Origin of the sequence: Nissabacter archeti (genome assembly GCF_018257325.1) — a bacterium.
GTDB lineage: Bacteria > Pseudomonadota > Gammaproteobacteria > Enterobacterales > Enterobacteriaceae > Chimaeribacter > Chimaeribacter arupi.
On the sequence record NZ_JAERKB010000003.1, the window covers coordinates 1 to 25,078 of the forward strand.

The window sequence follows — 25,078 nt, forward strand, 5'->3', positions numbered from 1 at the left end:
TTGCCGAGTGGAGCCGCAGGCTGAGAGTACATGCGTGTTCAGTAAAAAGAATCGCCCCCTACTTTTTCCTTACATACCCAAAGATATGCAGTCTGGTGGGGGCGTAAAAATCATTGCCGAGTGGAGCCGAAGGCTGAGAGTACATGCGCGTTCAGTAAAAAGAATCGCCCCCTACTTTTTCCTTACATACCCAAAGATAGGCAGTCTGGTGGGGGCGTAAAAATCATTGCCGAGTGGAGACGAAGGGCCGGGCGAGCGGGCAGGACGCCCGCGAGAGGTACAGCCACGCTGGGAGCGTGTCTGTACCGGCCCGGAAAGCCCGGAGGCGAAATGAGGGCCACCCGCGGTAGCGGGCAATGATTCAGCCGGGGCACCGAAAGCGCGCGGGTGCAGGGCCGGCGCGCCGGCAGGCCCTGCTCGGTTGAGGTGCTGAAAGCCAGGCAGACAAATACACATGAACAACCGAAACAATCCACCTCACCCAGAATACGCGACTCAATGCCCGCGAGAGCGGGGCGAGTGCACCGCCCGCGCTACACCACCTCACCCCTCCATCAAACTCACATGCGCCGCCACAATCCGCCACCCACACGGCAACCGTACCCAGGTCTGCGTCTGGCGGCCGATCTTTGTGCTGCCCTCGCGGCGGAACTCCGTGCAGGCGATGCCCATATCCTCCCCGAAGGTCGTCAGGGTGGTGTTCTCCAGCGTCCGGTCTAATCCCTGAGACGGGCGGTGCAGCCGGAAATCCCGGATTGCCTCAATGCCGTACAGGTTCTCCCCGGCCCCGTAACGCACGGTGCGGGCGTCGTGCCAGAACAGCTCATCCAGCACCGCGATGTCATTGCTTACCAGCGCCTGTTCATAGCGATAGAAGGCGGCATTCAGTTCCGCCAGGATCGCCGGACGATCGATATGTTCACTCTTCATGTTTTCTCCCCGGTTAAAAATGCCCGCCGGGCGCTTACCCGGCGATGCCTGCGTCCACCTTCACCACGCCTTGCTGCTCCAGCGCACGGGCGGCACGCAGGCAGAGATCTTCACGCCACGGCGGCGCAATCAGTTGCACGCCGATCGGCAACCCGCCCGCCGTGGTCAGCGGCACCGTCACCACCGGCAGGCCAAGGAAGGAGATCGGCTGCGTCAGCATCCCCATGCTGGCGCGGGTCGGCAGATCCTGCCCGTTGATGCGGATGCTCTCCTGGCCGATCGGCGTGGCGCAGCAGGGCGTCGCCGGGGCAATCAGGATGTCCCATGCTTTAAACAGCGGCTGCACCTGTTGCTGAAGGTGGCGGCGGAAACGCTGCGCCTGAACATACCACGCCGCCGGGATCATCGCCCCGGCCAGCAGCCGCTCGCGTGACAGCGGCTCGAACTGCTCCGGCATCGTACGCAGCAGCGGCAGGTACTGGTTGCCGCCCTCCGACGCGGTAATGATAAACGCCGCCGAGCGCGCCAGTGCCGCCTGCGGCAGCTCAAGCTCAGCCTGCGCCTCCAGCGCCTGCGCTACCCGCGCCACCGCCGCCCGCGCATCGTCATCGCAGCCGTCGGCAAAAAAGCCGCCGAGCACCGCGGTGCGCAATCCTTCCCGGCCGCGATCGAGCAGCGGGGCGGTCAGCGTCACCGCTTCGTCAGCCTGGAACGCATCCTGCGCGTCCGGCCCCTGCAACGCGTCATACACGGCGGCCAGATCGGCACTGCTGCGCGCCATCGGCCCGATATGGTCGAGGCTGGCGACAAACGGCTGGCTGCCGTGGCGCGACAGGCGGCCAAAGGTCGGTTTCAGGCCGAGGATGCCGCACAGCGAGGCGGGCACGCGGATCGAGCCGTTGGTGTCGCTGCCGAGCGCAAAATTCACCAGCCCGGCCGCCACCGCCGCGCCGGAACCGCCGGAGGAACCCCCGGCAATCCGGCTCAGGTCACGCGGGTTACGGGTCGCGCCGTAGTGGCTGTTCTCGGTGGTGAAGCCGTAGGCGTAGGCATCCATATTCAGCATCCCGGCCAGCAATCCCCCGGCCTGCGCCAGCCGCTGCACGGCGGTGGCGTCCTGCTGCGCCGGGGGGTGTTGGCTGAAGAGGCGGGCACCGGCCAGCGTCACGGCGCCTGCGACATCAAACAGATTTTTTACCGCATAAGGGATGGCAGCCAGCGGCGGCAGAGCAGCCCCGCGCGCGCGCCGGGCATCCACGGCGTCAGCCTCGCGCAACAGGCGATCTTCCGTCACCTGGGTAAAGGCGTTGATCGCCGGGTTCACGCGGGCAATCTTCTCCAGCGTGGCGGCGGCAATCTCACGGGCGGAAACTTCGCCCTGTTGCAGCGCAGTGCGCAACCCGGCAATCGGGCCGGTCAGCAGGGCATTCATGCGCGGTACACCCCCGCGATCTCCAGGCGTTGATCGAGCGGCAGCGCCATCAGCGGTTCTGCCATCGCGGCGATGCGGGTGAACTGCGTCAGCAGTTCCTGACGGCGTGCGTCATCCAGTTCCAGCGCCAGCATCGCTTCCATCTGGTGCAGGTAGGCCGCCCAATCCGGGGCGGGCAGGGTTTGTGTGGTCATTTCTCTCTCCTGAGTCAGAATCCGGCGGCACTGCCGTTGCTGCGCGGGTCAAATGCGCCTTCGAACATCCCATTGGTATGGCGCACAATCGCGCCCGCATGGCCCACCGCTTCGCTGTAGTCCGGCAGCCACTCCACCTCATGCCCGCGCTGTCGCAGGGTTTCTGCGGTGGCCTGATCAAGGCGCCCCTCCAGTTTCAGCGAGTCGGAGCTGTCCCCCCAGGTGCGGCCGAGCAGCCAGCGCGGGGCGCTTATCGCCTGTTGCAGCGGTTTGCCTTGTACCACGTGGCGCACAAACAGCGCCGCCTGCGTCTGCGGCTGGCCGTCGCCGCCCATCGACCCATACACCAGCGTGCGGCCGTCATAGAGCCGCGCCGCCGCCGGGTTCAGGGTGTGGAACGGCTGTTTGCCCGGCACCAGCGCCAGCAGGTGCCCGCTTTCCAGGCTGAACGACGCCCCGCGGTTCTGCCACAACACGCCGCTGCCGGGCAACAGCACGCCGCTGCCGAACTCGTGGTAAATGCTCTGGATAAATGATACCGCCAGCCCGCTGCTGTCCATCACGCCGAGCCACACGGTGTCGCCCGGCCCTTTGCCTTTCCCCCACGGGGCGGCCTGGTGCGGGTCAATCTGAGCGGCCAGGGCATCCAGGTGCGCCGGGTTGAGCAGTGCCTGCGCGTCCTGCGTCATCTGGCGAGGGTCGGTGATAAAGCGGTCACGCAGGCCAAACGCCAGTTTGGTGGCCTCGACGATGCCGTGCAGGGTGTCAGCCTCGTTGCTCTGCGCCAGATCCAGCCGGTCGGTTATCCCGAGGATCGCCTGCGACACCAGCCCCTGCGTCGGCGGCGTCAGGTTAAACACCTCACCTTTACTGTGTTGCAGCCGCAGCGGCACCCGGCGTTTCGGGCGGTAGGCGGCCAGATCCTCGCGGGTGACCGGCATCCCGCAGCTCGCCATCTCATCGGCCATCTGATCCGCCAGCGTGCCGCGATAGAAACTCTCCAGCCCCTCTTCGCACAGCAGCGACAGGGTGCGCGCCAGCGCCGGTTGGGTGAAACGGCTGCCGCACAGCGGGATCTCACCGCCGGGCAAAAATACCTCCGCAAAGGCCGGGTAATGCGCCAGCTCAGCGTATTTGCTGCGGGTGGCCGCCTCTTGCGACGCGGTGACCGGCACCCCGTCAGCGGCATAGCGCAGCGCGTCACGCAGCAGCCGGTCCAGCGGCAACTGCTCGCCGCCGAGTTCGCGGCTCACCTGCAACGCCTCATGCCAGCCGCCCACCGTGCCCGCCACCGTCAGCGCCGCGCCGGGGCCACGGTGCGGGATGCACGCCTGCCCGGCGTAACGCTCCGGGGTGGCGAGGCTGCCCGCCGCCCCGCTGGCGTCTATCGCAACCGGATCGCCCTGCGGCGGCACAATCAGCCAGAAGCCGTCGCCGCCCAGCCCGTTCATGTGCGGGTAAACCACGGCGATGCTGGCGGCCGCCGCGACCATCGCCTCAATGGCGTTGCCGCCGTCACGCAGCACCGCCAGCGCGCTCTGGCTGGCGAGGTGGTGGGGCGTGACGGCCATGCCGAGCGGGGCGCAATTACTGTTTATCATGCCGATTCCTCTGTTTGCCCCGGCAAGGGGCGGATTCACAGGCAGAAATCAAGCAAGAGGCGTTCCACTTTGCCGGGTTGCCTGTTACCTTGCCTGCAACAGCGTGAAACAGAGGTTGCAGGGGAGCGGATGAAACAGATTGATGAACGGCTGCGCAGCCACTATGCCGCGCTGACGCCGCAGGAGCAGCGGGTGGCGGACTTTATTTTCGACCACCCCGACCACCTGATGAGCCACAACAGCGCCGAGCTGGCGCGGCTCAGTGGGGTCTCCAAGGCCACCGTCAGCCGGTTGTTCCGGCGGCTGGGCTACGCCAGCTACCGCGGGATGCGTGACGAGGTGCGGGCGCTGCGCCAGAGCGGCCTGCCGCTCACCGACAACCGCGACGCGGTGGAGGGCAACACCCTGCTGGCGCGCCACTACAAGCAGGAGATGGCCAACCTGACCCAGTGGGTGCACCAGATCGACGCCGGGCAGTTTGGTGAGGTGATCGCGGCGCTGGCGGCGGCGCAGCGGGTGGTGCTGATTGGCTTTCGCAACAGCTACCCGGTGGCGCTGCACCTGCGCCAGCAGTTGTTGCAGATCCGCCCCGGTGTGCTGCTGGTGCCGCAGCCGGGCCAGACGCTCTCTGAGGAGCTGGTGGATCTCACCCCGGACGATGTGGTGATCTTTGTGGCGTTCCGCCGCCGTCCGCGTGCGGTGCGCACCCTGCTGGCACAGTTGCAGGCGCAGCAGGTGCCGGTGGTGCTGGTGTGCGAACCGCAGGCCGCGTCGCTGTTGCCGCTGGCGCGCTGGCACCTGGCCGCACCGCTCGACAGCGTCTCCGCCTTTGATGCCTACTCGGCGGCGATGAGCCTGGCCAACCTGCTGAGCAACGCGCTGCTGCACCACCTGCTGGCCAGCGGCCGCCAGCGCATCCATCAGATTGCCGATCTCTACGGTGACCTCGACGAGCTGGAGCAGCGCTGAGCGCCTGTCTCTGCCCCCATACAGTGCGGTTGCACTGATCCCCTGCACCTGATTGATGCGCTGCACGCCCGCCGTGCAGTGCCTCGTCCCTGCCGCCTCCCCACTGATTTTTGCCATTAACCGGGGCGCTGTCGTGAGATAACGCACCGGGTTTCCGCCGGGTGATTCTTGGCACATTCGTTGCAGGATGGCAGATATAAGAATCTATCGTTTCATCTTTCGCACCCCGGAGATATGCTCATGACATTCAGAAAATCGTTTCTCGCCCTGGCTGGGGCGGCCCTGCTGGTGATGCAGGCATCGGCCGCGCTGGCTGACCAACTGCAACAGATCCAGCAGCGCGGCGTGCTGCGGGTGGCGGTGCCGCAGGACTTCCCGCCGTTCGGCTCGGTCGGCACCGATCTCCAGCCACAGGGGTATGACATCGACATGGCGCACTACCTGGCCGACAAGATGAAACTTAAGTTGCAACTGGTGCCGGTCACCAGTGCCAACCGCGTGCCTTACCTGCAAACCGACAAAGTGGACCTGGTGATCTCCAGCCTGGGTAAAAATGCGGAGCGCGAGAAGGCGATCGCGTTCAGCCGGGCTTACGCGCCGTTCTTCCTCGGCGTGTTCGGCCCGAAAGGCGAGGCCCTGAGCGATGCCAGCCAGCTCGCCGGCCAGAGCATCGGCGTGACGCGCGGCGCGGTAGAGGACATGGTGCTGAGCGGCATGGCGCCGAAAGAGGCGCAGCTCAAACGGTATGAGGACAACAACACCACGCTGTCTGCCTACCTTTCCGGCCAGGTGAAATATGTGGCGACCGGTAACCTGGTGGTGGCGGCCATCGCCCGCCAGAACCCGGCGAAAGCGCCGGTGGCGAAATTCATGCTGAAGGATTCCCCGTGCTACATCGGGCTGCGCAAGGATGAACCGGCGCTGAAGGCCAAAGTGGATGCCTTGATTGGCGAGGCGCTGAAAGACCAGACGCTGAACACGCTGTCGGAAAAATGGCTGAAAGCGCCGTTGCCGGCTGACCTCGGCGCGTAAGGAGCGGACATGACCTACCAGCTCAATTTTCCGGCCCTGTGGCCCTCTCTGCCGGAGCTGCTGGCGGGGCTGCTGACCACCCTCGGGCTGACGGCGCTGGCGACGGTGGGCGGGATTGCCCTCGGCATCTGCGGCGCGGCGATCCGCTGCGGCAACCGGCCGGTGCTGCGCGCCCTCTGGGGCGGGTATGTGGAGGTCATCCGCAATACGCCGTTCGTGGTGCAGCTGTTTTTTATTGTGTTCGGCTTGCCGGGCCTTGGCCTGAAACTCACGGCCGGGGAAGCGGCCCTGCTGGCGATGCTGGTGAACCTGGGCGCTTACAGCACCGAGATTATCCGCGCCGGCATCCAGGCCACGCCGAAAGGGCAGTGGGAAGCCGGGCGGGTGCTTGGGCTGTCGCGCGCACAAACCTTCCTGCGGGTGGTGTTGCCGCCGTCGCTGAAGCGGATTTATCCGGCGCTGGTGAGCCAGTGCATCATTGTGATGCTCGGCAGTTCGGTGGTGTCGCAGGTGTCATATGAAGAGCTGACCTTCGCCGCCAACCTGATCCAGTCGCGCACCTTTTTAAGTTTTGAAGTCTATCTGGTGACCACGCTGTGCTACCTGCTGCTGTCGATAGTGATGCGGCACGTGCTGATGGCGCTGGGCCGCCGGGTCTTTGGGGGCGTCGCGGCATGATGACATTTACTGACTGGGACATCCTGCGCAACCTGTTGCTGGCGGCGCGCTGGACGCTGTTGCTGTCGCTGGTGGCGTTCCTCGGCGGCACGCTGGTGACGCTGCCGTTGCTGCTGCTGCGCCTGAGCCGCCGCCGCTGGCCGGTGCGGCTGGTGCGCGGTTATGCGGTGCTGTTTCAGGGCACGCCGCTGCTGATGCAACTCTTTCTGGCCTTCTTCGGCCTCGGCCTGTTCGGCATTGATGTCAGCCCCTGGGCGGCAGCGGCGCTGGCACTGACGCTGTTCACCAGCGCGTTTCTGGTGGATATCTGGTTCGGCAGCATCGATGCCTTGCCGAAAGGGCAGTGGGAGGCGTCGCGCTGCCTCGGCCTCACCTTTGGCCAGACGCTGTGGCGGGTGATTGTGCCGCAGGCCCTGCGCATCGCCATCGCGCCGACGGTGGGCTTTTCGGTGCAGGTGGTCAAGGGCACTGCGCTGGCCTCCATCATCGGTTTCATTGAACTCACCAAGGCGGGCACCATGCTGAATAATGTGACCTATCAGCCGTTTAAAGTCTTTGGGCTGGTGGCGCTGGGCTACTTCCTGATGTGTTACCCGCTGTCGCGTTACAGCCACTACCTGGAGAGGAAATTCCATGCCGCTGATCACCATTAATCAGGTTCAAAAATATTACGGCAAAAACCATGTGCTGAAGGGCGTGGATCTGGATATCGATATGGGCGAGGTGATCTCAATCATCGGCCGCAGCGGCTCCGGCAAAAGTACCCTGTTGCGCTGCATCAACGGGCTGGAGGGGTATCAGGAGGGCAGCATCAAACTGGGCGGCATGACCATCACGGACAAGGAGTCGCAGGCGCGGGAGATCAGCCGCTCCATCGGCATGGTGTTCCAGAACTTTAACCTCTTCCCGCACATGACCGCGCTGGAGAATGTGATGCTGGCACCGCGCCGGGTGCTGGGCAAAAGTGCCGCGGAGTGCCGGGCGCTGGGCGAAGAGATGCTGAACAAAGTCGGGCTGGGCGACCGGATGCACTATGCGCCGGCCAACCTCTCCGGCGGCCAGCAGCAGCGCGTGGCGATTGCCAGGGCGCTGGCGATGAACCCGAAAGTGCTGTTGTGTGACGAGATAACCTCCGCGCTCGACCCGGAACTGGTGGGCGAGGTGCTGAAAGTGCTGGAGCAACTGGCGAAAGAGGGCATGACACTGGTGCTGGTCACGCATGAGATGAACTTCGCCCGCGAAGTGGGTGACCGCGTGATCTTTATGCATCAGGGGAAAGTGTGGGAGCAGGGCGAAAGCCGGGCGCTGTTTGCCCGCCCGCAAACACCGGAACTGCAACAATTTATCGCATCGGTGCGCGGGCTGAAAGAGGCCTGAGGCGCAGCGGTGACCCTGTTTGATGATAATGAAGTAAGGGAGTGAAACATGACCCACTACGGACAACTCAACCCGCCCGCCCGCCTGCTGATGGGGCCGGGGCCGATTAACGCCGACCCGCGCGTGCTGCGGGCGATGGCGAGCCAGCTGGTCGGGCAGTATGACCCGGCGATGACCGGCATGATGAACGAAGTGATGGCGCTCTACCGCGGCATCTACCGCACCGAAAACCGCTGGACGCTGCTGGTGGACGGCACCTCCCGCGCCGGGATTGAGGCGGTGCTGCTCTCCGGCATCCGCCCCGGTGACAAAGTGCTGGTGCCGGTATTCGGCCGGTTCGGCCACCTGCTGTGTGAAATCGCCCGCCGCTGCCGCGCCGAGGTGCACACCATTGAGGTGCCGTGGGGCGAGGTGTTTGACCCGCAACAGATTGAGGACGCGATCAACACCGTGAAGCCGCGCTGGTTGCTCACGGTGCAGGGCGACACCTCCACCACCATGCTCCAGCCGCTGGAGCAGCTGGGCGAGATCTGCCGCCGCCATGATGTGCTGTTCTACACCGACGCCACCGCCTCCGTGGCCGGTAACGCGCTGGACACCGACGCCTGGGGGCTGGATGCCGTCTCCGCCGGGTTGCAGAAGTGCCTGGGCGGTCCCTCAGGCAGCTCGCCGGTCACCATCAGCCCGCGTTTCGAGGCGGAAATCCGCCGCCGCAAATGCGTGGAAGAGGGCATCCGCACTGCTGAACACACCGACGGCAGCGAGGAGATGATCTATTCCAACTATTTCGACCTCGGCATGATCATGGATTACTGGGGGCCGGAGCGCCTCAACCACCACACCGAAGCCACCAGTATGCTGTTCGCCGCCCGCGAGTGCGCCCGCGTCATCCTGGAAGAGGGGCTGGACCAGACCATCGCGCGCCACCGGCTGCACGGCGGCGCGCTGCTGGCGGGCATCCAGGGCATGGGGCTGGAGGTGTTCGGCGACCAGAACCACCGCATGAACAACGTGCTCGGCGTGATGATCCCGGACGGCATCCACGGCGAGCAGGTGCGCCAGCTGCTGCTCAATGATTTCTCGATTGAGATCGGCACCTCGTTCGGCCCGCTGGCCGGCAAAATCTGGCGCATCGGCACCATGGGCTACAACGCCCGCAAAGATTGCGTGATGCAGACCCTGACGGCGCTGGAGGCGGTGCTCAACCGGCTCGGCTTCCGCTCCACCCAGGGCGACGCGCTTCAGGCCGCCTGGAACCATTACGATCACCACGCCGCCCCGGCAGGAGGCCGCTGATGCCTGCATGTTCCCCCACTGCACCGCCCGCGCTGGCCGCGGAACAGCGCCGCGCCGCCGGGCAGCGCATCATGGCGCGCTGTGCGGCGCTGGCGGAGATCAGTGAAACACCGGGCGCGCTGACGCGCGTCTACCTCTCGCCGGAGCACCTGCGCGCCAACCAGTGCGTCGCGGCCTGGATGGAAGCGGCCGGGATGCGCGTCTGGCAAGACAGCGTCGGCAACATCTGCGGGCGTTATGAGGCGCACACACCAGGCGCCCCGGCGCTGCTGCTGGGGTCGCACCTCGACACGGTACGCAACGCCGGGCACTACGACGGGATGCTCGGCGTGCTGGCAGCGATTGAGGTGGTGGCTGAGCTGCACCGCACCGGCCGCCGCTTGCCGGTGGCGCTGGAGGTGATCGGCTTTGCTGATGAAGAGGGCACGCGCTTCGGCATCACCCTGCTCGGCAGCCGCGGCCTCACCGGCACCTGGCCGCCGGAGTGGCTTTCGCGCACCGATGCCGACGGCATCAGCGTGGCGCGGGCCTTGCTGGCCGCGGGGCTGGACCCGGCGCGCATTACGGCGGCGGCCCGGCCGCCTGACGCCTTCTGCGGTTACCTGGAGCTGCACATCGAACAGGGGCCGTGCCTCGAAGCCGCTGACCTGCCGCTCGGCGTGGTCACGGCGATCAACGGCGCGCGGCGGCTCAACTGCGTCTTTACCGGCGAGGCGAACCACGCCGGGACGGTGCCGATGGGGCAGCGCAAAGACGCGCTGACGGCGGCGGCGGAGTGGACGCTGGCGGTGGAACGCATCACCACTGAACGCAGGCAGCACCGCGTCGCCACCGTCGGCACCCTGAACTGCCTGCCGGGCGCGGTCAACGTGATCCCCGGCGAAGTGCGGCTGTCACTCGACATCCGCGGCCCGGAAGAGGCGCCGCTGGCGGGCCTGCTTGCTGAACTGCTGGCAGAAGCGGAACAGATCGCCGCCCGGCGCGGGTTGCAGTTCTCCGCCGAGCAATTTTACGCCATGCCCGCCACCGCCTGTGACGCCAGGTTGCAAGCGCACCTCAGCCACAGCGTGGCGGCCGTGCAGGGGCGCAGCCTCAGCTTGCCGAGCGGCGCGGGGCATGACGCGATTGCCGTGGCGGAGTGCTGGCCGGTGGGGATGCTGTTTGTGCGCTGCGATCGCGGCATCAGCCACCACCCGGACGAATCCGTCCACGAGGCCGATGTGGCCGTTGCCGTGGCAGCGTACTTCTCTGCCGTGCTGGCCATCGCCGGGGAACCGGTGCCGGTGTGACGTTTGTGCATTCCGGCACGCGTTTTGCACTTTCCTTTCTGCCGGGCTGCTTCAGGAGTAACGATGAACCTCAATGACTTTAATGCGCTTTCTGCGGAACGCGCGATGGCCCTGCTGCGCCCTTGTGTGGCGATCCCGGCCTGGGCAGAGCAGGTGATCGCCGGGCGGCCTTACGCCTCGCACACGGCATTACTCGCGGCGGCACAGCAGGCCGCCCAGGGCTGGCAGGCGGCTGACCTGACGCTGGCGCTCAGCGCCCACCCGCGCATCGGCGAGCGCGCCGCCGGGCCGGGTGCGGAAGCGGCGTTTTCCCGCCGTGAGCAGGCGGGCGTGGATGCCGGTGCGCCCACCGCCGCCGCGCTGCAGGCGGGCAACCTGGCCTATGAGCAGCGGTTCGGCCGGGTATTTCTGGTGCGCGCCAAAGGGCGCAGTGCCGAAGAGATGTTGGCGATTCTGCACCAGCGCCTGGCGAACAGCCCGGCGCAGGAGCAGCAGGAGAGCCTGGAACAGTTGCGGCAGATTACCCTGCTGCGCCTTGAGGAGCTGATTACGCCATGACTACCCTTACCACCCACATTCTTGATACCGCGCTCGGCCAACCGGCGGCGGGCGTGGCCGTCTGGCTGGTGCAGATCACCGACGGGCAGGAGCAGGTGATCGCCCGCAGTGAAACCAACCAGGACGGCCGCGTCACTGACCTGACGCCGAAGCCGCTGCCCGGCGGCCATTACCGCCTGTGCGCGGACATCGGCCGCTATTTTGCGCAAAGCGGGCGGGCATCACTCTACCTTACCGCCATCCTCGACGTGCAGATTGACGCGGCACAGGCGCACTACCACCTGCCGCTGCTTGTCGCCCCTTACGCCTATTCCACTTATCGCGGGAGCTGACCATGAACGACAACATCATTTTAGGGGTAAACCAGTACGGCAAAGCCGAAGTGCGGGTGGTGAAAGTGACCCGCGACAGCGCGCGCCATGAGATTGATGACCTGAACGTCACTTCCCAGTTGCGCGGCGATTTCCGGGCAGTGCATGAAGAGGGCGACAACGCCCACTGCCTGCCGACCGACACCCAGAAAAACACCGTGTACGCCTTTGCCCGCGACGGCATCCGCTCGCCGGAGGATTTCCTGCTGCGCCTCGGCCGCCACTTCACCGGCAACTATGAGGTGGTGAGCGGCGGCCACTGGTCGGCCGAGCAGTATCAGTGGCAGCGCATCCCGGTCAACGGCGCGGGGCATGACCACGCCTTTGTGCGCAGCGGCCAGGAGACGCGCACCGCCTGTGTGACGATAGACGGCAGCCAGACCTGGGTGGTGGCAGGGCTGACCGATCTGGTGGTGATGAAATCCACCGGCTCGGAGTTCCACGGCTTTATGGAAGACCGCTATACCACGCTGAAAGGCGCGACCGACCGCATTCTGGCGACGGCCGTCACCGCCCGCTGGCGCTATAACCGCCTCGACCTCGACTTCAACGAAGTCTATGGCGAGGTGAAACGGCTGCTGCTGGAGACGTTTGCCGCCACCCACTCGCTGGCGCTGCAACAGACGCTGTACGCGATGGGCAAGCGCGTGCTGGAGGCGCACCCGGAGATTGATGAGCTGAAATTCTCGATGCCGAACAAGCACCATTTCACTGTGGATCTTTCGCCGTTTGGCCTGGATAACCCGAATGAAGTCTTCTTCGCCGCTGACCGCCCCTACGGGCTGATTGAGGCCAGCGTACTGCGTGAGAGCAGTTCCCCGGCCGGGAAAGCCTGGGAGAACGTCACCGGCTTCTGTTAATCCGTTACCCTGAGGGCACCGACCATGACACCGACCGCGCCACACGCCCCACGCCGCCCGGAAGATCAGCGGCTGCCGCTGGGCAAAACCTTTGCCTACGGCTTACAGCATATTCTGACCATGTACGGCGGGATCATCGCCCCGCCGCTGATTATCGGCACCGCCGCCGGGCTGGGCACCGCTGACATCGGCATGCTGATCTCCGCCGCGCTGTTTGTCAGCGGGCTGGCGACGCTGTTACAGACGCTGGGGCTGCCGTTTTTCGGCTCGCGCCTGCCGCTGGTGCAGGGCGTCTCGTTTGCCGGGGTGGCGACGATGGTGACCATCGTCAACGGCGGCGGCGGGTTGCCGTCGGTGTTCGGCGCGGTGATGGTGGCGGCGGCGCTCGGCCTGCTGATCACGCCGTTTTTTGCCCAGGTGATCCGCTTCTTCCCGCCGGTGGTGACCGGCACGGTGATCACGGTGATCGGCCTGTCGCTGATGCCGGTGGCCGTGCGCTGGGCGATGGGCGGCCGCGTCAATGCGCCGGACTGGGGATCGACCGGCAACATCGGGCTGGCGGCCTTTACGCTGGCGGTGGTGCTGCTGCTGAACAAAGTGGGCAACCGGGCGGTGGCACGTATTTCGGTGCTGCTGGCGATGGTCATCGGCACCGTGGCAGCGATGCTGGCCGGGAAAGCCCATTTCAGCGGGCTGGCTTCCGGCGCGCTGCTGGCGCTGCCGCAGCCGTTCGCCTTTGGCTGGCCGACCTTTGAGCTGCCGGCCATCCTCTCGATGCTGCTGATTGTGCTGGTGCTGCTCACCGAGACCACCGCCGGGCTGATGGCGGTGGGGGAGATTGTCGGCTCGCCGGTGGACAGCCGCCGCATCGCCAACGGCCTGCGCGCCGACATGCTGGCCAGTGCGCTGTCGCCGGTGTTCAACTCGTTTCCGCAGAGCAGCTTTGCGCAGAACATCGGGCTGGTGGCGCTGACCGGCATCAAAAGCCGTTTTGTGGTGAGCGCAGGCGGGCTGATTCTGGTGCTGCTGGGGGTAATCCCGGCGCTGGGGGTAATTTTCGCCGCCATTCCGCTGCCGGTGCTGGGCGGGGCGGGCGTGGTGCTGTTTGGCTCGGTGGCGGCCAGCGGCATCCGCACGCTGTCGAAAGTGGATTATAAAGACAACATGAACCTGGTGGTGGTGGCGACGGCGATCGCCTTCGGCATGATCCCGATTGTGATGCCGACTTTCTACGATCGTTTCCCCGGCTGGGTGAACACGTTGCTGCACTCGGGCATCAGCGCGTCCTGCCTGGCCGCGCTGCTGCTCAACCTGTTGTTCAACCCCGTAAGAAGTGCGGATATGCCGGTGGTGCGCTCGTCGTCAGTGCCGCGTGGCTGATTGCCCGGCTGCGCGCACTCTGCCGCACCTGTTGCAGGAACGCCATCAGCAGCGGCTGCGGGCGTTCACGGCGTGAAGCCAGCTCCGGCCGCCCGGCGACGCCGGTAAAGAACGGGTGATCGGTGAGCGTCACCGCGGCGCACTCGTGGTTGTCCAGGGTGGCCGCCACCTGTAACCCGGCGGCGGCCAGATCCTCCAGCAGCGCCGGGTTAAGCCGGTGGTGCTGGTGAAAACGTAAGGTGAGGGCACTGCCTGCGGCGGCGGCCAGCGCGCTGTGAGGCTGCACCGTGATGCGGTGGTTGCCGAGGCGCGGGGCAGCCAGCGGCAGGGTGCAGGGCATGGGGGCGGCGAAACACTGCTGTGCCAGTGCCGCCACCATTGCCGGCATCCCGCTGCCGACGCCGAAGATCGGCACGTTCTGTTCCAGCGCCCAGTCGGCGGCCTCGGTGCCGATCGCCTCCGTCTCCGGGGAGAAGGCGTCCGGCAACACGATGCCGTCTGCGCTGCGCAGCAGCCGCGCACGCTGGCTGTGGCTGACGCCCGGCGACAAAAACAGCAGTTCAACCGGCATCGCCAGCGCATCGGCGGCATCCCCCAGGGCGGCCATCATCGCCGGGTTGGCGTCGTGGTGCTGATGGGCGGCCCCGGCCAGCGCCACCCGCAGGGTCTGGCCGCTGCGCATTACCGGCTGCGCGACGCTGCCCACCGTCCAGCGGCCGACCTCATCCTGCATCCAGCCGTTGCTGCGCACTTTGCCGCTCTCCCACTCTTCAAGCTGATAGCGCTGGTTCTTTTTCACTACCCGCAAACAGACCACCGCCACGCCGTGCGCCCCGGCATCCGCCATCATTTCCTCCAGGCACGGCAACAGCGCCGGGTTTACCGGCACCACCAGATCCTCGGTGAGCGCCCGTTCCCGCACCCTTTCCCACGGCGTTTCTGCCCCGGCATCGCGGCCGGTTAACCGCTCGACCCACAGCAACCCGCTGCTGACCCGCTGCCCCTGCGCGGTAATATGCTGCCGCCCGCCGGGGAACCGTTCCTCGTCATGGCTGACCGGCAGATGCAGCAACGGCTGCGCCCGCAGCTCCGCCAGCATCGCTGCCAGCGCGCCATACAGCGCCGGTTCCGGTGTAAGGTGTGCAACAAAGGTAATGGTCATCGGTCTGCCCCCTGTGAAATAAAAAACAGAGAAGGAATGCAAGATCTGTACCGGGGTGAAAATGACGGCGATGGGGTGGCAAAGGACAGGGCAGAGAGGGGAGGGGAAAACGGTTTCCAGAAAACCGCCCACGTTTCAGCAGGCGGTGAGGCTCAGTCGTGGCGCAGGAAGCTGTCTTGATCCATCCAGGCGGGGAAGGCCTGGCGGTAGGCCTGGAGCGCTTCCAGGGAGAGGGATGCCTCAATTACCGCCGGCATTTCCGGTTCAGCGGAGGCCAGCAGCGCGCCTTGCGGGTCATGGATCACACTGTCACCGCGGTAGTGCAGGCCGTTGCCGTCAATGCCTACCCGGTTGCAGCCGGCGACGTAGCACTGGTTCTCAATTGCCCTTGCGGCCAGCAGGGTTTGCCAGTGGGCGGCGCGCGCGGCGGGCCAGTTGGCGACGTAGAGCGCCAGATCGTAATCCTGGTGGCAGCGCGACCAGACCGGGAAACGCAGGTCGTAACAGATCTGCGGCAGGATGCGCCAGCCGCGCCATTCGATGATTTCGCGCCGTTTGCCCGCCTGGTAGTGCATATGTTCGTTCGCCATACGGAACAGGTGGCGCTTGTCGTAGCGGTGCACCCGGCCGCCCGGCTCCACCAGCAGGAAACGGTTCACCGCCCCTTCCGGCGTCTTCAGCGCCACACTGCCGCCCACCAGCGCGTGGGTCTGTTGCGCCCAGTGGTGCAGCCAGGCGATCACCTCCGCCTCCGGCAACGCACTCGCGGGGGCCTGCATGGCAAAACCGGTGGTGAACATCTCCGGCAGGATGATCAGATCGCGCCCGTGCAGCGTGCTGAGCAGGGTGTCGAAATGGCGCAGGTTGGCCGCGCCGTCCAGCCACGTCAGCGGCTGTTGCAGTAAGGTCAGGTTCAGAGTTGACACAGGCGCTCCGCGGCGGCGTCCAGCGTGGCATCCTGCTTGGCAAAGCAGAGCCGCACCAGTTTGTGGGGAAAAGCATCGGCGCAGAACACTGACAGCGGGATCGCCGCCACGCCGACATGCTCGGTCAGCCAGCGGCTGAAGGCGACATCATCCAGATCCGAGACAGCGCTGTAGTCCACCAGCAGGAAATAGGTGCCCTCGCACGGCAGTACCTCAAAGCGGCTGGCGGCCAGTGCCTGCACCAGCCGGTCACGCTTCGCCCGGTAAAATGCCGGCAGCCTCTGCCAGTGGGCCGGTTCATGGCGCAGCATGTCCGCCAGCGCCAGTTGCACCGGCGTGGTGATGGAGAAGGTCAGGTACTGGTGCACTTTGCGCAGTTCGGCGGTGATCGCTGCCGGGGCGATGCAGTACCCGACGCGCCAGCCGGTCATGTGGTAGGTTTTGCCGAATGAGTAGACCGCCACCGCCCGCTGGCGCAGTTGCGGGTGTGCCAGCACGCTGGCGTGGCCCTGCGCGGTAAAGCAGATGTGCTCATACACTTCGTCACTCAGCACATAGATCTCTCGCTCGCCAATCGCCTGCCACAGCGCCTCGAAGTCCGCGGCCTGCCAGCTGGTGGCGGACGGGTTATGCGGCGTGTTGACGATCACCAGCCGGGTGTTGTCGGTGAGCAAATCAGCAAACTGTGACCAGTCCACGCGGAACGCAGGCGGTTGCAGCGTGAGACGCTTCATCACGCCGCCTGCCAGTTCCACCGCCGGGCCGTAGCTGTCATAGCTCGGATCGAAACAAATCACCTCGTCGCCCCGGCGCACCAGCGCGGTGATGGCGGCATACAGCGCCTCGGTCGCCCCGGCGGTGATCGTCACCCCGGCACCGGCATCCGGCTGCCAGCCGTAGCGCTCCGCGGTTTTATCGGCAATCGCCTCGCGCAGCGCAGCACAGCCGGTCATCGGCGCATACTGGTTCGCGCCCTGTGCCACATGGAACGCCAGGCGCGCTTTCAGGTAGTCGGGGCCGTCATAATCCGGGAAGCCCTGCGACAGGTTGATGGCATTGTGCTGCTGCGCCAGGGCGCTCATCTGGGTGAAAATGGTGGTGCCGAGGGCCGGTAATTTACTTTGCGGGATCAGGGCTGCGCTCATGGTATTGGCCGATACTCAGAAATAGGTGTAACGACAATATAACATCTGGTTGACGTTTGGCAATCAAGACGCTTAGACGGCCAAAGCCGGGAAATCAGGGTAAATAAAGAGGTGTTTCGCGGCGCGATCCTTTTATAATGCGCACCGGCGCCCCCAAACGCCGCCCTCTCTTAAAAACAGGAATGACCGATATGATGAACAACGATGTTTTGCGCAGCATCCGCTACATGCTTGACCTGAGCGATGCCCGCCTCATCGAGATCCTGGCTTCGGCCGGTGAAAGCGCGAGTGTGGAACAGGTGCAAAGCTATCTGAAAAAAGAGGAGGAGGCGGGCCACCAGCCTTGCCCGGACACCGTGATGGCGCACTTCCTGAATGGCCTGATCTTCTTCCGCCGCGGCCGTGATGAGTCGCACCCGGTGCCGGAGATCGAGCTGCCGGTCACCAATAACGTGATCCTGAAAAAGCTGCGCGTGGCGTTCGAGCTGAAAACTACCGACATCCTGGAGATCCTGGCGTCGGTAGATTTCCGCGTCTCGCAGCCGGAAATCGGCGCGATCTTCCGCAAGCCGGGCCACAAGAACTATCGCCCGTGCGGTGACCAGTTTATGCGTTACTTCCTGAAGGGCCTGACGCAGCGCGTGCGCCCGGCCAAAGCGTAACCGCAGCATCAGCGAAAAAAAACGGCACTCCAGGGAGTGCCGTTTTGCTTACTGCGGGAAAAGTTGCTGTGTAATGTCTTTGCCCTAGGCCGCCTCAGGCTGGCGCGGCGTCTGTTTTACTGAGTCCGGCTTTTTGGCTGCCAGTTCCTCTGGGTCGAAATCGTCCACGTTAATCGAACGCAGACGGCTCTCTTCCGCCTGGATTAATATACGCGCCTCGTCGTCATTAATCTTCCCTTCTTTACGTGCCTGGTGCGCCAGCTGATCCAGCCGGGTGAACGGCAGGGTTTTGCCGGCCTCAAGGCAGAGCCGTTTATGGACAACTTCCGCCGCGATGATGTGCTGTAACGCCTCTTCCAGCTGGCCAAACGGGTTATTTTCGCCCGGCGTCAGGTACTGGCCGCGCCCCAGGCGGGAACGGGTGGCGGAAGGCTGTTGCAGCAGTTGTGCCAGCTTGTGGTCAAGGCGATCTGACGGCCCGCGCTGCGCCCGGCCGAGCGGGAACACCACCAGCCGCACCAGCCCGGCCACCAGCCGGTTCGGGAAGTTGCGCAGCAGCTCATCCAGCGCCTGCTCGGCCTGGCGCAGGCAGTCCTGCACGCCCCAGTGCACCAGCGGTAAATCAGCCTGCTGACGCCCTTCGTCCTCGTAACGTTTCAGGGTGGCGGTGGCGAGGAACAGCTGGCTGAGGATGTCGCCGAGCCGCGCCGACATACGTTCACGGCGTTTCAGGCTGCCGCCCAGCACGCCCATCGAGACATCCGCCAGCAGCGCGAGGTTGGCGCTCAGCCGGTTGATCTGCTGGTAATAGCGTGCGGTGGCGTCACGCACCGGTGCACGGCTGGTGCGGCCGTTGGTCAGGCCGAGCCACAGGCTGCGCATTTCGTTGCTGCCGACGTGGCCGAGGTGGCCGAACAGCGCACGGTCGAAGCGTTCCACATTGCGTTCGGCGGCGGCGGCCATCTCCTCCAGCACATACGGGTGGCAGCGGATCGCCCCCTGGCCGAAGATGATCATGCTGCGCGTCAGGATGTTCGCGCCTTCCACGGTGATGGCGATCGGCGCGCCCTGATAGGTGCGGGCAAGGAAGTTACTGCGGCCAAGCATAATGCCTTTGCCGCCGGTGATGTCCATCGCGTCCATTACCGCGCGCTGGCCGCGGTGGGTGCAGTGGTATTTGATGATGGCAGAGAGCACCGCCGGTTTTTCACCGGCCATGATGCCGGTGGTAATCAGCGTCGCGGCGGCGTCCATCACGTAGGCGTTACCGGCAATGCGCGCCAGCGGCTCCTCGATCCCCTCCATTTTGCCGATCGCCACTTTGAACTGGCGGCGGATGTGGGCATAAGCGCCGGTCGCCAGCGCCACCGATTTCAGGCTGCCGGTGGAGTTGGAGGGCAGGGTGATACCGCGCCCGACGGAGAGGCACTCGACCAGCATCCGCCAGCCCTGGCCGGCCATCGCCGGGCCGCCGATGATGGTGTCAATCGGCACAAAGATGTTGTTGCCGCGCGTCGGGCCGTTCTGGAACGGCACGTTCAGCGGGAAGTGGCGGCGGCCAATCTCTACGCCCGGCGTGCTGGTCGGGATCAGCGCGCAGGTGATGCCGAGTTCTTCGGTGTCACCCAGCAGGTGTTCCGGGTCAGAGAGTTTGAACGCCAGCCCGAGCACCGTGGCGACCGGGGCCAGCGTGATATAGCGTTTGTTCCAGGTCAGGCGCATCCCCAGCACCTGCTGGCCCTGCCATTCACCCATGCAGACCACGCCGGTGTCCGGGATGGCCCCGGCGTCAGAGCCGGCTTCCGGGCTGGTCAGGGCAAAGCAGGGGATCTCCTGCCCGCGCGCCAGCCGCGGCAGGTAGTGATCTTTCTGCGCGTCGGTGCCGTAGTGTTGCAGCAGTTCGCCGGGGCCGAGGGAGTTCGGCACGCCCACGGTGATTGCCAGAATGCCGGAGACGCCCGCCAGTTTCTGCAACACCCGCGCCTGGGCATAGGCGGAGAATTCCAGCCCGCCATACTCTTTCTTGATGATCATCGCAAAGAAGCGGTGCTCTTTCAGGTAAGCCCACAGCTCCGGCGGCAGGTCAGCCAGCTCGTGGGTGATGGCGAAATCATTCGCCATGCGGCACGCCTCGTTGACCGGGCCGTCCAGGAAGGCCTGCTCTTCCGGCGTCAGCACCGGCTGCGGGTAGTTGTGCAGCTTTTTCCAGTCCGGCGCGCCCTGGAAGATATCGCCTTCCCACCAGGTCGTCCCGGCATCAATCGCCTCTTTTTCCGTGCGGGACATCGCCGGCATCACCTTGCCGAAAATGCGCATCGCCGGGGCGGAGAACAGGGCGCGGCGCAGCGGCAGCAGGTTAAGCGGCAGCAGCACCAGGGCCAGCGGCAGCACCACCCACCACGACCACACCTGGGCCGCGCTGAGCACGGCGGCATACGCCAGCAGCAGCAGGCTGCTGAGCGTCAGGTTGACCTTGTGGTAGAACAGCGCACCCAGCAGCACCAGAAAACCAATAATCGTAAGCACCAGCATATTGAAAGCTCCCTAAGTTGTAGGAGGTCTGACCTGTTGACGATGTATAGGTTGTAGATGATGGCTATTTTTTTAGCAATACGTTTACATGCTAATTACAATCTGGCTCACATTCCCACCGCACCGGTTGCCAAAAAGGCAGGCCGGGCGTGACAACGCTTCTCGCTTATGGGCCAATCCGCTACACTGCACAGCGGAAGAATTTTCATGCCAACGGGCTATCAAGAGGCTGTCATGTACCAGGATTTAATCCGTAACGAACTGAACGAAGCTGCTGAAACTCTGAACAATTTCCTCAGCGATGAGGCCAACCTGGCCGCCATCCAGCAGGCGGCGGTGCTGCTGGCAGACGCCTTCAAAGCGGGCGGCAAGGTGCTCTCCTGCGGTAACGGCGGTTCACACTGTGACGCCATGCACTTCGCCGAGGAACTCACCGGCCGCTACCGTGAAAACCGCCCCGGCTACCCGGCTATCGCCATCTCTGACGTCAGCCACCTCTCTTGCGTCAGCAACGATTTCGGTTACGAATTCGTGTTCTCACGCTTTATTGAGGCCGTCGGCCAGCGCGGCGATGTGCTGCTCGGCATCTCCACCTCCGGCAACTCCGGTAATGTGATCAAGGCGATTTCCGCTGCGCGTGCCAAAGGCATGAAAGTGATCACCCTGACCGGCAAAGACGGCGGCCAGATGGACGGCAGCGCGGACGTTGAAATCCGGGTGCCGCACTTCGGTTATGCCGATCGTATCCAGGAGATTCACATCAAAGTGATTCACATCCTGATCATGCTGATTGAAAAAGAGATGAGCAGCCACTGAGTCACAGCGCGCGGGTCGTCAGGGGAGGAGAGAGCCATGTGTGAATTGCTCGGGATGAGCGCCAATGTACCGACCGATATCTGCTTCAGCTTTACCGGCCTGGTACAGCGCGGCGGCGGCACCGGCCCGCATAAAGATGGCTGGGGGATTACCTTTTATGAGGGGCTGGGCTGCCGTACCTTTAAAGACCCGCAGCCCAGCTTTAACTCCCCGATTGCGCGGCTGGTGCAGGAGTACCCGATCAAATCCTGCGCCGTGGTGTCGCACATCCGCCAGGCCAACCGCGGCGAAGTGGCGCTGGAAAACACCCACCCGTTTACCCGCGAACTCTGGGGCCGCAACTGGACGTATGCCCATAATGGCCAGCTGACCGGCTACCGCCAGCTGGAAACCGGCCAGCTGCGCCCAATCGGCCAGACGGACAGCGAATATGCGTTTTGCTGGCTGCTGAACCAACTGACGCAGCGCTACCCGCGTACGCCCGGCAACTGGACGGCCGTGTTCCGCTTTATCGCGTCACTGGCCGATCAGCTGCGGCAGAAAGGGGTATTTAATATGCTGTTGTCGGATGGTCGGTTCGTGATGGCGTACTGCTCCACCAACCTGCACTGGATCACCCGCCGTGCGCCGTTCGGCAAAGCCACGTTGCTGGACAGGGATGTCGAGATCGATTTTCAGCAGCAGACCACACCGAATGATGTGGTCACGGTGATTGCCACCCAGCCGCTGACCGGCAATGAAACCTGGCACAAGATTGCGCCAGGTGAGTTCGCCTTATTTCGTTTCGGTGAACGCATACTCTGAAATAGCCTGCGTACCGATGATGGCCGGGTTAAACACATACTGGCCGTTGGCGACGGTCACCGTCGGCGGCAGGTGTTTCTCGCTGAAGTAGCGGTAGCCTGGTTGCAGGCCGCGCCAGAAGGCGAAATAAGAGGACATGCGGTGGCGCTGGAGGTTGGCGTCCGTCATGCGGAACGGATAGATGGCGATATCCACTTTCACCTGCCCATTGCGCAGCGCCGCCTGCACATAGGTGAAGATCTCATCCATATAGGCGTTGGTCATCGCGTAACAGCCGATGGACTTGCACTCCCCGTGAATCATCAAATAATTACCGGAATAGCCCTGCGCGCGGTCATAGGCGTTCGGGTAACCGATATTAATGGCACGGTAGAAGCGGCTGTTGGGTTTCAGGTTACGGATATCGACGCTGTAAAACCCTTCCGGGCTTTTGAAATCCCCTTCACGCCGTTTCGGGCCGAGGCCGCCGGAGAAATTGCAGATACGGTACGCGCCCAGCAAGCGGAACTCATTCCCCATCTTGCCGTATAACTCCAGGGTGCGTTCTTCTTTAAAGATTTGAATATAGATCGGTGTACCCAATAATTGCTGTTTAATATTTTGGCTAACCGGTACCTGCTCACTGGCGGAGCTGGGGGCGGCTACCCAAGGCAAACAGAGAAACATCGCAAGCATCAGCGCGATTTTGCCCATTGTCATTCCTGCTTATTATTAATAACTGTCGTTGCCTGCGGGCGAGCGCCCCGGCGTATGCCCTTGCTGCCCCGGTGCGGGGCTGACTCATAGTAAAGCTGATTAATTATTTAGCAATGGGGGTAAAACGATATTTTTTGGAAGCCATATCGCTGAATAAGAAAAAAGACGGGGCTGAACAGCCGCCGTCTTCCTGATGAAAGGCGCACCGGCGGGGAATTAATGGGCGGCGGCGGCAAATTGCGACGGGGCATCCACCAGCACACCATCCGCACCCAGCTCAGTGGCTTGCTGCAATGCCTGCGGGCTGTTTACGCCGAACAACACAATGTGCGCCTTGCCGCGGCTGCGGAAGCAGTCTACGGCTTCTTTATCCCAGACCAGCGTGGCGGCGGAACGCGCTTCGCCGAGCGTATATTTCTCCACCACCTCCACCTTGCGTTGCAGCTCCAGCCCGTACCAGCGGTCGGCGGCTGACGCCTCCAGCGTGCACTGGTGCGCCATGGTGGTGTTCGCCAGTACGGTGCGCGTCAGGTCACGGCTTTCAAAGCGCGGCACCTCCGGCGGCAGGGCGGCCAGGTAGCGGCTGTCAGTGCTGTAGACCCGGATGCGCGTCAGGCTGTGGGTGTCCCGCAGTACCTTCGCCAGCGCGGCGGCCATCACCTCCGGCGCGGCGTCGGGGCTTTTGATGTCGAGGTAAAAGGTGACATCCGGGAAGCGCGTCAGCACCCCGGCCAGTGTGGGGATGGCGACCTGTTTGCCGCGCCACGGGTGCTGGTCGCCGCTGCCGAACGCCCAACCGGCGTCGGTGTTTACCAGCTCGGCCGCGGTATACGCAGAGACTGGGCCTTTGCGCGGTGTCAGCGCGCTTAAGTCCGACGGGCGGTAGAGTACCGGCATGCCGTCTTTGCTGAGCTGCACGGTGACCCAGACGGCATCCGCGCCGTTTTTCAGCGCCAGGCCGATGGCGGGCAGGGTGTTTTCCGGCGCATCGCCGGTGCCGCCGCGGTGGGCGATAATCTGCGGGGCGGCCCACGCCGGGGCGCTGCCGAGTAACAGCGAGGCTGCGATCACAAACGTTTTGCTGATTGACATCATTTCATCCTTAAAAGCGCAGAGGGAAAAACGTACCGCTGTTGAGTAGCACGGCAGGCCGCCCGCGAAAAGTAACGATGGCTACATAACATATTCATTTACAGTGACATATCCATGACACCGCGCGGCTTGAGCCATCACCGCCTCCGCCTGTATACTTATACAGGGTCGGGAGGCCGGAACCGGGGGAGAAGGTGCGCAAAATCATACATGTCGATATGGACTGCTTTTACGCGGCGGTGGAGATGCGTGACGACCCGCGCCTGCGCGACATCCCGATCGCCATCGGCGGCAGCTCAGACCGGCGCGGGGTGATCAGCACCGCCAACTATCCGGCACGCAAATATGGCGTGCGCAGCGCGATGTCCACGGCGATGGCGCTGAAACTCTGCCCGCAACTGACCGTGATCCCCGGCCGGATGGCGGCCTATAAAGAGGCCTCGCTCCATATCCGCGACATCTTTGCCCGCTACACGCCGCTGATTGAACCGCTGTCACTGGATGAAGCCTATCTGGATGTCTCCGACACCCCGCAATGCAGCGGCTCGGCCACGCTGATTGCCCGTGAGATCCGCCAGGCGATCTGGGACGAGCTGCAACTCACCGCCTCGGCCGGGGTCGCGCCAGTGAAATTCCTGGCGAAAATCGCCTCTGACCTCAACAAGCCCAACGGCCAGTTTGTGATCCCGCCCAGCGGCGTGGCGGCGTTTTTGCAGGATCTGCCGCTGAGCAAAATCCCCGGCGTCGGCAAGGTCACGGCAGCCAGGCTTGAGGAGCTGGGGCTGCTGACCTGTGCCGATGTGCAGCGTTATGACCTGGCTGACCTGCTCAAGCGCTTCGGCAAGTTTGGCCATGCCATCTGGGAGCGCAGCCACGGCATTGATGAGCGGGATGTTTCCGCTGACCGGCTGCGCAAATCCGTGGGTGTGGAAACCACGCTGGCGAATGACATCAGCGACTGGGACGACTGCGCGGCGCTGATTACTGACCGGCTCTACCCGGAGCTGGAGGCGCGGCTACGGCGGGTGCGGCCGGATTTGCAGATTGCGCGGCAGGGGGTGAAGCTGAAATTCCAGGATTTCCAGCAGACCACCCAGGAGCACGTCTGGCCGGAATTGAACCTGCCGGATCTGCTGGCGGTGGCGCGCCAGGCGTGGGATCAGCGCCGCGCCGGGCGCAGTGTACGGCTGGTGGGGCTGCATGTGACGCTGCTCGACCCGCAACTGGAGCGCCAGTTGCTGTTGCCGTGGGATTGACGGCTACCCTGGGATCCGGC

Annotated in this window: 25 protein-coding genes; 15 read left to right on the plus strand and 10 right to left on the minus strand. The window is 64.3% G+C overall.

The annotated features are described in order from the left end of the window. Nucleotides 1-543: 543 nt before the first annotated feature. The 4 genes from hpxZ to JK232_RS04410 are packed head-to-tail and all read right to left on the minus strand — an operon-like array spanning nucleotide 544 to nucleotide 4,157. Complete coding sequence (gene hpxZ, locus JK232_RS04395; RefSeq protein ID WP_072926794.1) at nucleotides 544-930, minus strand: oxalurate catabolism protein HpxZ; 387 nt, start codon at nucleotides 928-930, stop codon at nucleotides 544-546. 34 nt (nucleotides 931-964) lie between these two features. Then, a complete protein-coding gene (locus JK232_RS04400) occupies nucleotides 965-2,362 on the minus strand; it encodes an AtzE family amidohydrolase (RefSeq protein ID WP_101828867.1) in 1,398 nt (465 codons plus the stop codon). Next, nucleotides 2,359-2,556 (minus strand): oxalurate catabolism protein HpxX, encoded by a 198-nt coding sequence (gene hpxX, locus JK232_RS04405; protein WP_072926790.1) that lies wholly within the window; start codon nucleotides 2,554-2,556, stop codon nucleotides 2,359-2,361. Before hpxX ends, JK232_RS04400 begins: the two co-directional genes overlap by 4 nt. A 14-nt stretch (nucleotides 2,557-2,570) precedes the next feature. After that, nucleotides 2,571-4,157 carry a gamma-glutamyltransferase family protein gene (locus tag JK232_RS04410; protein WP_072926788.1) on the minus strand — a complete coding sequence of 529 codons (1,587 nt, stop codon included), beginning with the start codon at nucleotides 4,155-4,157 and terminating at the stop codon, nucleotides 2,571-2,573. 129 nt (nucleotides 4,158-4,286) lie between these two features. On the opposite strand from JK232_RS04410, the gene JK232_RS04415 reads away from it, so the two are divergent. The 11 genes from JK232_RS04415 to JK232_RS04465 all read left to right on the plus strand — a co-directional run bounded on the left by JK232_RS04415 (nucleotide 4,287) and on the right by JK232_RS04465 (nucleotide 13,967). Then, a complete protein-coding gene (locus JK232_RS04415; RefSeq protein ID WP_101828866.1) occupies nucleotides 4,287-5,126 on the plus strand; it encodes a MurR/RpiR family transcriptional regulator in 840 nt (279 codons plus the stop codon). Nucleotides 5,127-5,366: 240 nt separating this feature from the next. Further along, nucleotides 5,367-6,158 carry a transporter substrate-binding domain-containing protein gene (locus JK232_RS04420; protein WP_072926784.1) on the plus strand — a complete coding sequence of 264 codons (792 nt, stop codon included), beginning with the start codon at nucleotides 5,367-5,369 and terminating at the stop codon, nucleotides 6,156-6,158. Between the two features lie 9 nt (nucleotides 6,159-6,167). Next, entirely contained in the window at nucleotides 6,168-6,836 is a 669-nt protein-coding gene (locus tag JK232_RS04425) for an amino acid ABC transporter permease (protein WP_072926782.1), read from the plus strand. Beyond that, a complete protein-coding gene (locus JK232_RS04430) occupies nucleotides 6,836-7,489 on the plus strand; it encodes an amino acid ABC transporter permease (protein ID WP_101828872.1) in 654 nt (217 codons plus the stop codon). Before JK232_RS04425 ends, JK232_RS04430 begins: the two co-directional genes overlap by 1 nt. Continuing rightward, on the plus strand, nucleotides 7,470-8,213 hold the full coding sequence (locus JK232_RS04435) for an amino acid ABC transporter ATP-binding protein (protein WP_072926778.1): 744 nt from the start codon (nucleotides 7,470-7,472) through the stop codon (nucleotides 8,211-8,213). Before JK232_RS04430 ends, JK232_RS04435 begins: the two co-directional genes overlap by 20 nt. A 48-nt stretch (nucleotides 8,214-8,261) precedes the next feature. Then, nucleotides 8,262-9,509, plus strand: coding sequence for a pyridoxal-phosphate-dependent aminotransferase family protein (locus JK232_RS04440; RefSeq protein ID WP_072926775.1), 1,248 nt, complete (start codon nucleotides 8,262-8,264; stop codon nucleotides 9,507-9,509). Then, nucleotides 9,509-10,798 carry an allantoate amidohydrolase gene (gene hpxK / locus JK232_RS04445; protein ID WP_212588870.1) on the plus strand — a complete coding sequence of 430 codons (1,290 nt, stop codon included), beginning with the start codon at nucleotides 9,509-9,511 and terminating at the stop codon, nucleotides 10,796-10,798. Before JK232_RS04440 ends, hpxK begins: the two co-directional genes overlap by 1 nt. A gap of 63 nt (nucleotides 10,799-10,861) precedes the next feature. Beyond that, on the plus strand, nucleotides 10,862-11,356 hold the full coding sequence (gene uraD, locus JK232_RS04450; protein ID WP_212588871.1) for a 2-oxo-4-hydroxy-4-carboxy-5-ureidoimidazoline decarboxylase: 495 nt from the start codon (nucleotides 10,862-10,864) through the stop codon (nucleotides 11,354-11,356). Next, entirely contained in the window at nucleotides 11,353-11,688 is a 336-nt protein-coding gene (gene uraH, locus JK232_RS04455) for a hydroxyisourate hydrolase (RefSeq protein WP_101828864.1), read from the plus strand. Before uraD ends, uraH begins: the two co-directional genes overlap by 4 nt. Before the next feature lie 2 nt (nucleotides 11,689-11,690). Further along, nucleotides 11,691-12,587, plus strand: a complete 897-nt coding sequence (pucL, locus tag JK232_RS04460) for a factor-independent urate hydroxylase (protein WP_072926767.1) — start codon at nucleotides 11,691-11,693, stop codon at nucleotides 12,585-12,587. A 24-nt stretch (nucleotides 12,588-12,611) separates the two neighbouring features. Continuing rightward, entirely contained in the window at nucleotides 12,612-13,967 is a 1,356-nt protein-coding gene (locus tag JK232_RS04465; RefSeq protein ID WP_212588872.1) for a nucleobase:cation symporter-2 family protein, read from the plus strand. Here JK232_RS04465 and JK232_RS04470 read toward each other — a convergent pair. The 3 genes from JK232_RS04470 to JK232_RS04480 all read right to left on the minus strand — a co-directional run bounded on the left by JK232_RS04470 (nucleotide 13,906) and on the right by JK232_RS04480 (nucleotide 17,200). Continuing rightward, a complete protein-coding gene (locus JK232_RS04470; RefSeq protein ID WP_212588873.1) occupies nucleotides 13,906-15,129 on the minus strand; it encodes a glutamine amidotransferase-related protein in 1,224 nt (407 codons plus the stop codon). The two genes, JK232_RS04465 and JK232_RS04470, sit on opposite strands and share 62 nt — an antisense overlap. A 152-nt stretch (nucleotides 15,130-15,281) precedes the next feature. Further along, nucleotides 15,282-16,055, minus strand: coding sequence for an amidohydrolase (locus tag JK232_RS04475; protein WP_212588874.1), 774 nt, complete (start codon nucleotides 16,053-16,055; stop codon nucleotides 15,282-15,284). Next, nucleotides 16,043-17,200, minus strand: a complete 1,158-nt coding sequence (locus tag JK232_RS04480; RefSeq protein ID WP_101858123.1) for a pyridoxal phosphate-dependent aminotransferase — start codon at nucleotides 17,198-17,200, stop codon at nucleotides 16,043-16,045. Before JK232_RS04480 ends, JK232_RS04475 begins: the two co-directional genes overlap by 13 nt. A gap of 191 nt (nucleotides 17,201-17,391) precedes the next feature. On the opposite strand from JK232_RS04480, the gene JK232_RS04485 reads away from it, so the two are divergent. Then, entirely contained in the window at nucleotides 17,392-17,862 is a 471-nt protein-coding gene (locus JK232_RS04485) for a YehS family protein (RefSeq protein ID WP_072926756.1), read from the plus strand. A gap of 84 nt (nucleotides 17,863-17,946) precedes the next feature. Here the strand turns inward: JK232_RS04485 and fadE are convergent, their stop codons facing one another. Continuing rightward, the gene (gene fadE, locus JK232_RS04490; protein WP_101854896.1) at nucleotides 17,947-20,394 is read right to left on the minus strand and encodes an acyl-CoA dehydrogenase FadE; all 2,448 of its coding nucleotides are present in this window, start codon (nucleotides 20,392-20,394) and stop codon (nucleotides 17,947-17,949) included. A 234-nt stretch (nucleotides 20,395-20,628) separates the two neighbouring features. On the opposite strand from fadE, the gene lpcA reads away from it, so the two are divergent. Together lpcA and JK232_RS04500 are read left to right on the plus strand one after the other, a co-directional pair. Then, a complete protein-coding gene (gene lpcA / locus JK232_RS04495; protein ID WP_072926752.1) occupies nucleotides 20,629-21,210 on the plus strand; it encodes a D-sedoheptulose 7-phosphate isomerase in 582 nt (193 codons plus the stop codon). 36 nt (nucleotides 21,211-21,246) lie between these two features. Next, nucleotides 21,247-22,014 carry a class II glutamine amidotransferase gene (locus JK232_RS04500; RefSeq protein ID WP_072926751.1) on the plus strand — a complete coding sequence of 256 codons (768 nt, stop codon included), beginning with the start codon at nucleotides 21,247-21,249 and terminating at the stop codon, nucleotides 22,012-22,014. Here the strand turns inward: JK232_RS04500 and dpaA are convergent. Beyond that, nucleotides 21,985-22,707 (minus strand): peptidoglycan meso-diaminopimelic acid protein amidase, encoded by a 723-nt coding sequence (dpaA, locus tag JK232_RS04505; protein WP_072926749.1) that lies wholly within the window; start codon nucleotides 22,705-22,707, stop codon nucleotides 21,985-21,987. The two genes, JK232_RS04500 and dpaA, sit on opposite strands and share 30 nt — an antisense overlap. 219 nt (nucleotides 22,708-22,926) lie before the next feature. After that, nucleotides 22,927-23,802 carry a glycerophosphodiester phosphodiesterase family protein gene (locus JK232_RS04510; RefSeq protein ID WP_246538295.1) on the minus strand — a complete coding sequence of 292 codons (876 nt, stop codon included), beginning with the start codon at nucleotides 23,800-23,802 and terminating at the stop codon, nucleotides 22,927-22,929. A gap of 194 nt (nucleotides 23,803-23,996) precedes the next feature. Between JK232_RS04510 and dinB the strand changes: the two genes are divergently transcribed. Then, entirely contained in the window at nucleotides 23,997-25,058 is a 1,062-nt protein-coding gene (gene dinB, locus JK232_RS04515; protein WP_072926745.1) for a DNA polymerase IV, read from the plus strand. Nucleotides 25,059-25,078 lie beyond the last annotated feature (20 nt).

Excerpts from the sequence above, each read along its gene's own strand:
- JK232_RS04510 (WP_246538295.1), bottom strand. The coding sequence starts at position 23,802 with ATGTCAATCAGCAAAACGTTTGTGATCGCAGCCTCGCTGTTACTCGGC.
- hpxX (WP_072926790.1), bottom strand. The coding sequence starts at position 2,556 with ATGACCACACAAACCCTGCCCGCCCCGGATTGGGCGGCCTACCTGCAC.
- JK232_RS04440 (WP_072926775.1), top strand. The coding sequence starts at position 8,262 with ATGACCCACTACGGACAACTCAACCCGCCCGCCCGCCTGCTGATGGGG.
- uraD (WP_212588871.1), top strand. The coding sequence starts at position 10,862 with ATGAACCTCAATGACTTTAATGCGCTTTCTGCGGAACGCGCGATGGCC.
- JK232_RS04415 (WP_101828866.1), top strand. The coding sequence starts at position 4,287 with ATGAAACAGATTGATGAACGGCTGCGCAGCCACTATGCCGCGCTGACG.
- JK232_RS04480 (WP_101858123.1), bottom strand. The coding sequence starts at position 17,200 with ATGAGCGCAGCCCTGATCCCGCAAAGTAAATTACCGGCCCTCGGCACC.
- lpcA (WP_072926752.1), top strand. The coding sequence starts at position 20,629 with ATGTACCAGGATTTAATCCGTAACGAACTGAACGAAGCTGCTGAAACT.
- JK232_RS04435 (WP_072926778.1), top strand. The coding sequence starts at position 7,470 with ATGCCGCTGATCACCATTAATCAGGTTCAAAAATATTACGGCAAAAAC.
- JK232_RS04485 (WP_072926756.1), top strand. The coding sequence starts at position 17,392 with ATGATGAACAACGATGTTTTGCGCAGCATCCGCTACATGCTTGACCTG.
- uraH (WP_101828864.1), top strand. The coding sequence starts at position 11,353 with ATGACTACCCTTACCACCCACATTCTTGATACCGCGCTCGGCCAACCG.
- JK232_RS04400 (WP_101828867.1), bottom strand. The coding sequence starts at position 2,362 with ATGAATGCCCTGCTGACCGGCCCGATTGCCGGGTTGCGCACTGCGCTG.
- JK232_RS04420 (WP_072926784.1), top strand. The coding sequence starts at position 5,367 with ATGACATTCAGAAAATCGTTTCTCGCCCTGGCTGGGGCGGCCCTGCTG.
- pucL (WP_072926767.1), top strand. The coding sequence starts at position 11,691 with ATGAACGACAACATCATTTTAGGGGTAAACCAGTACGGCAAAGCCGAA.
- dpaA (WP_072926749.1), bottom strand. The coding sequence starts at position 22,707 with ATGGGCAAAATCGCGCTGATGCTTGCGATGTTTCTCTGTTTGCCTTGG.
- hpxZ (WP_072926794.1), bottom strand. The coding sequence starts at position 930 with ATGAAGAGTGAACATATCGATCGTCCGGCGATCCTGGCGGAACTGAAT.
- JK232_RS04410 (WP_072926788.1), bottom strand. The coding sequence starts at position 4,157 with ATGATAAACAGTAATTGCGCCCCGCTCGGCATGGCCGTCACGCCCCAC.
- JK232_RS04425 (WP_072926782.1), top strand. The coding sequence starts at position 6,168 with ATGACCTACCAGCTCAATTTTCCGGCCCTGTGGCCCTCTCTGCCGGAG.
- JK232_RS04470 (WP_212588873.1), bottom strand. The coding sequence starts at position 15,129 with ATGACCATTACCTTTGTTGCACACCTTACACCGGAACCGGCGCTGTAT.
- JK232_RS04500 (WP_072926751.1), top strand. The coding sequence starts at position 21,247 with ATGTGTGAATTGCTCGGGATGAGCGCCAATGTACCGACCGATATCTGC.
- fadE (WP_101854896.1), bottom strand. The coding sequence starts at position 20,394 with ATGCTGGTGCTTACGATTATTGGTTTTCTGGTGCTGCTGGGTGCGCTG.
- JK232_RS04465 (WP_212588872.1), top strand. The coding sequence starts at position 12,612 with ATGACACCGACCGCGCCACACGCCCCACGCCGCCCGGAAGATCAGCGG.
- JK232_RS04430 (WP_101828872.1), top strand. The coding sequence starts at position 6,836 with ATGACATTTACTGACTGGGACATCCTGCGCAACCTGTTGCTGGCGGCG.
- hpxK (WP_212588870.1), top strand. The coding sequence starts at position 9,509 with ATGCCTGCATGTTCCCCCACTGCACCGCCCGCGCTGGCCGCGGAACAG.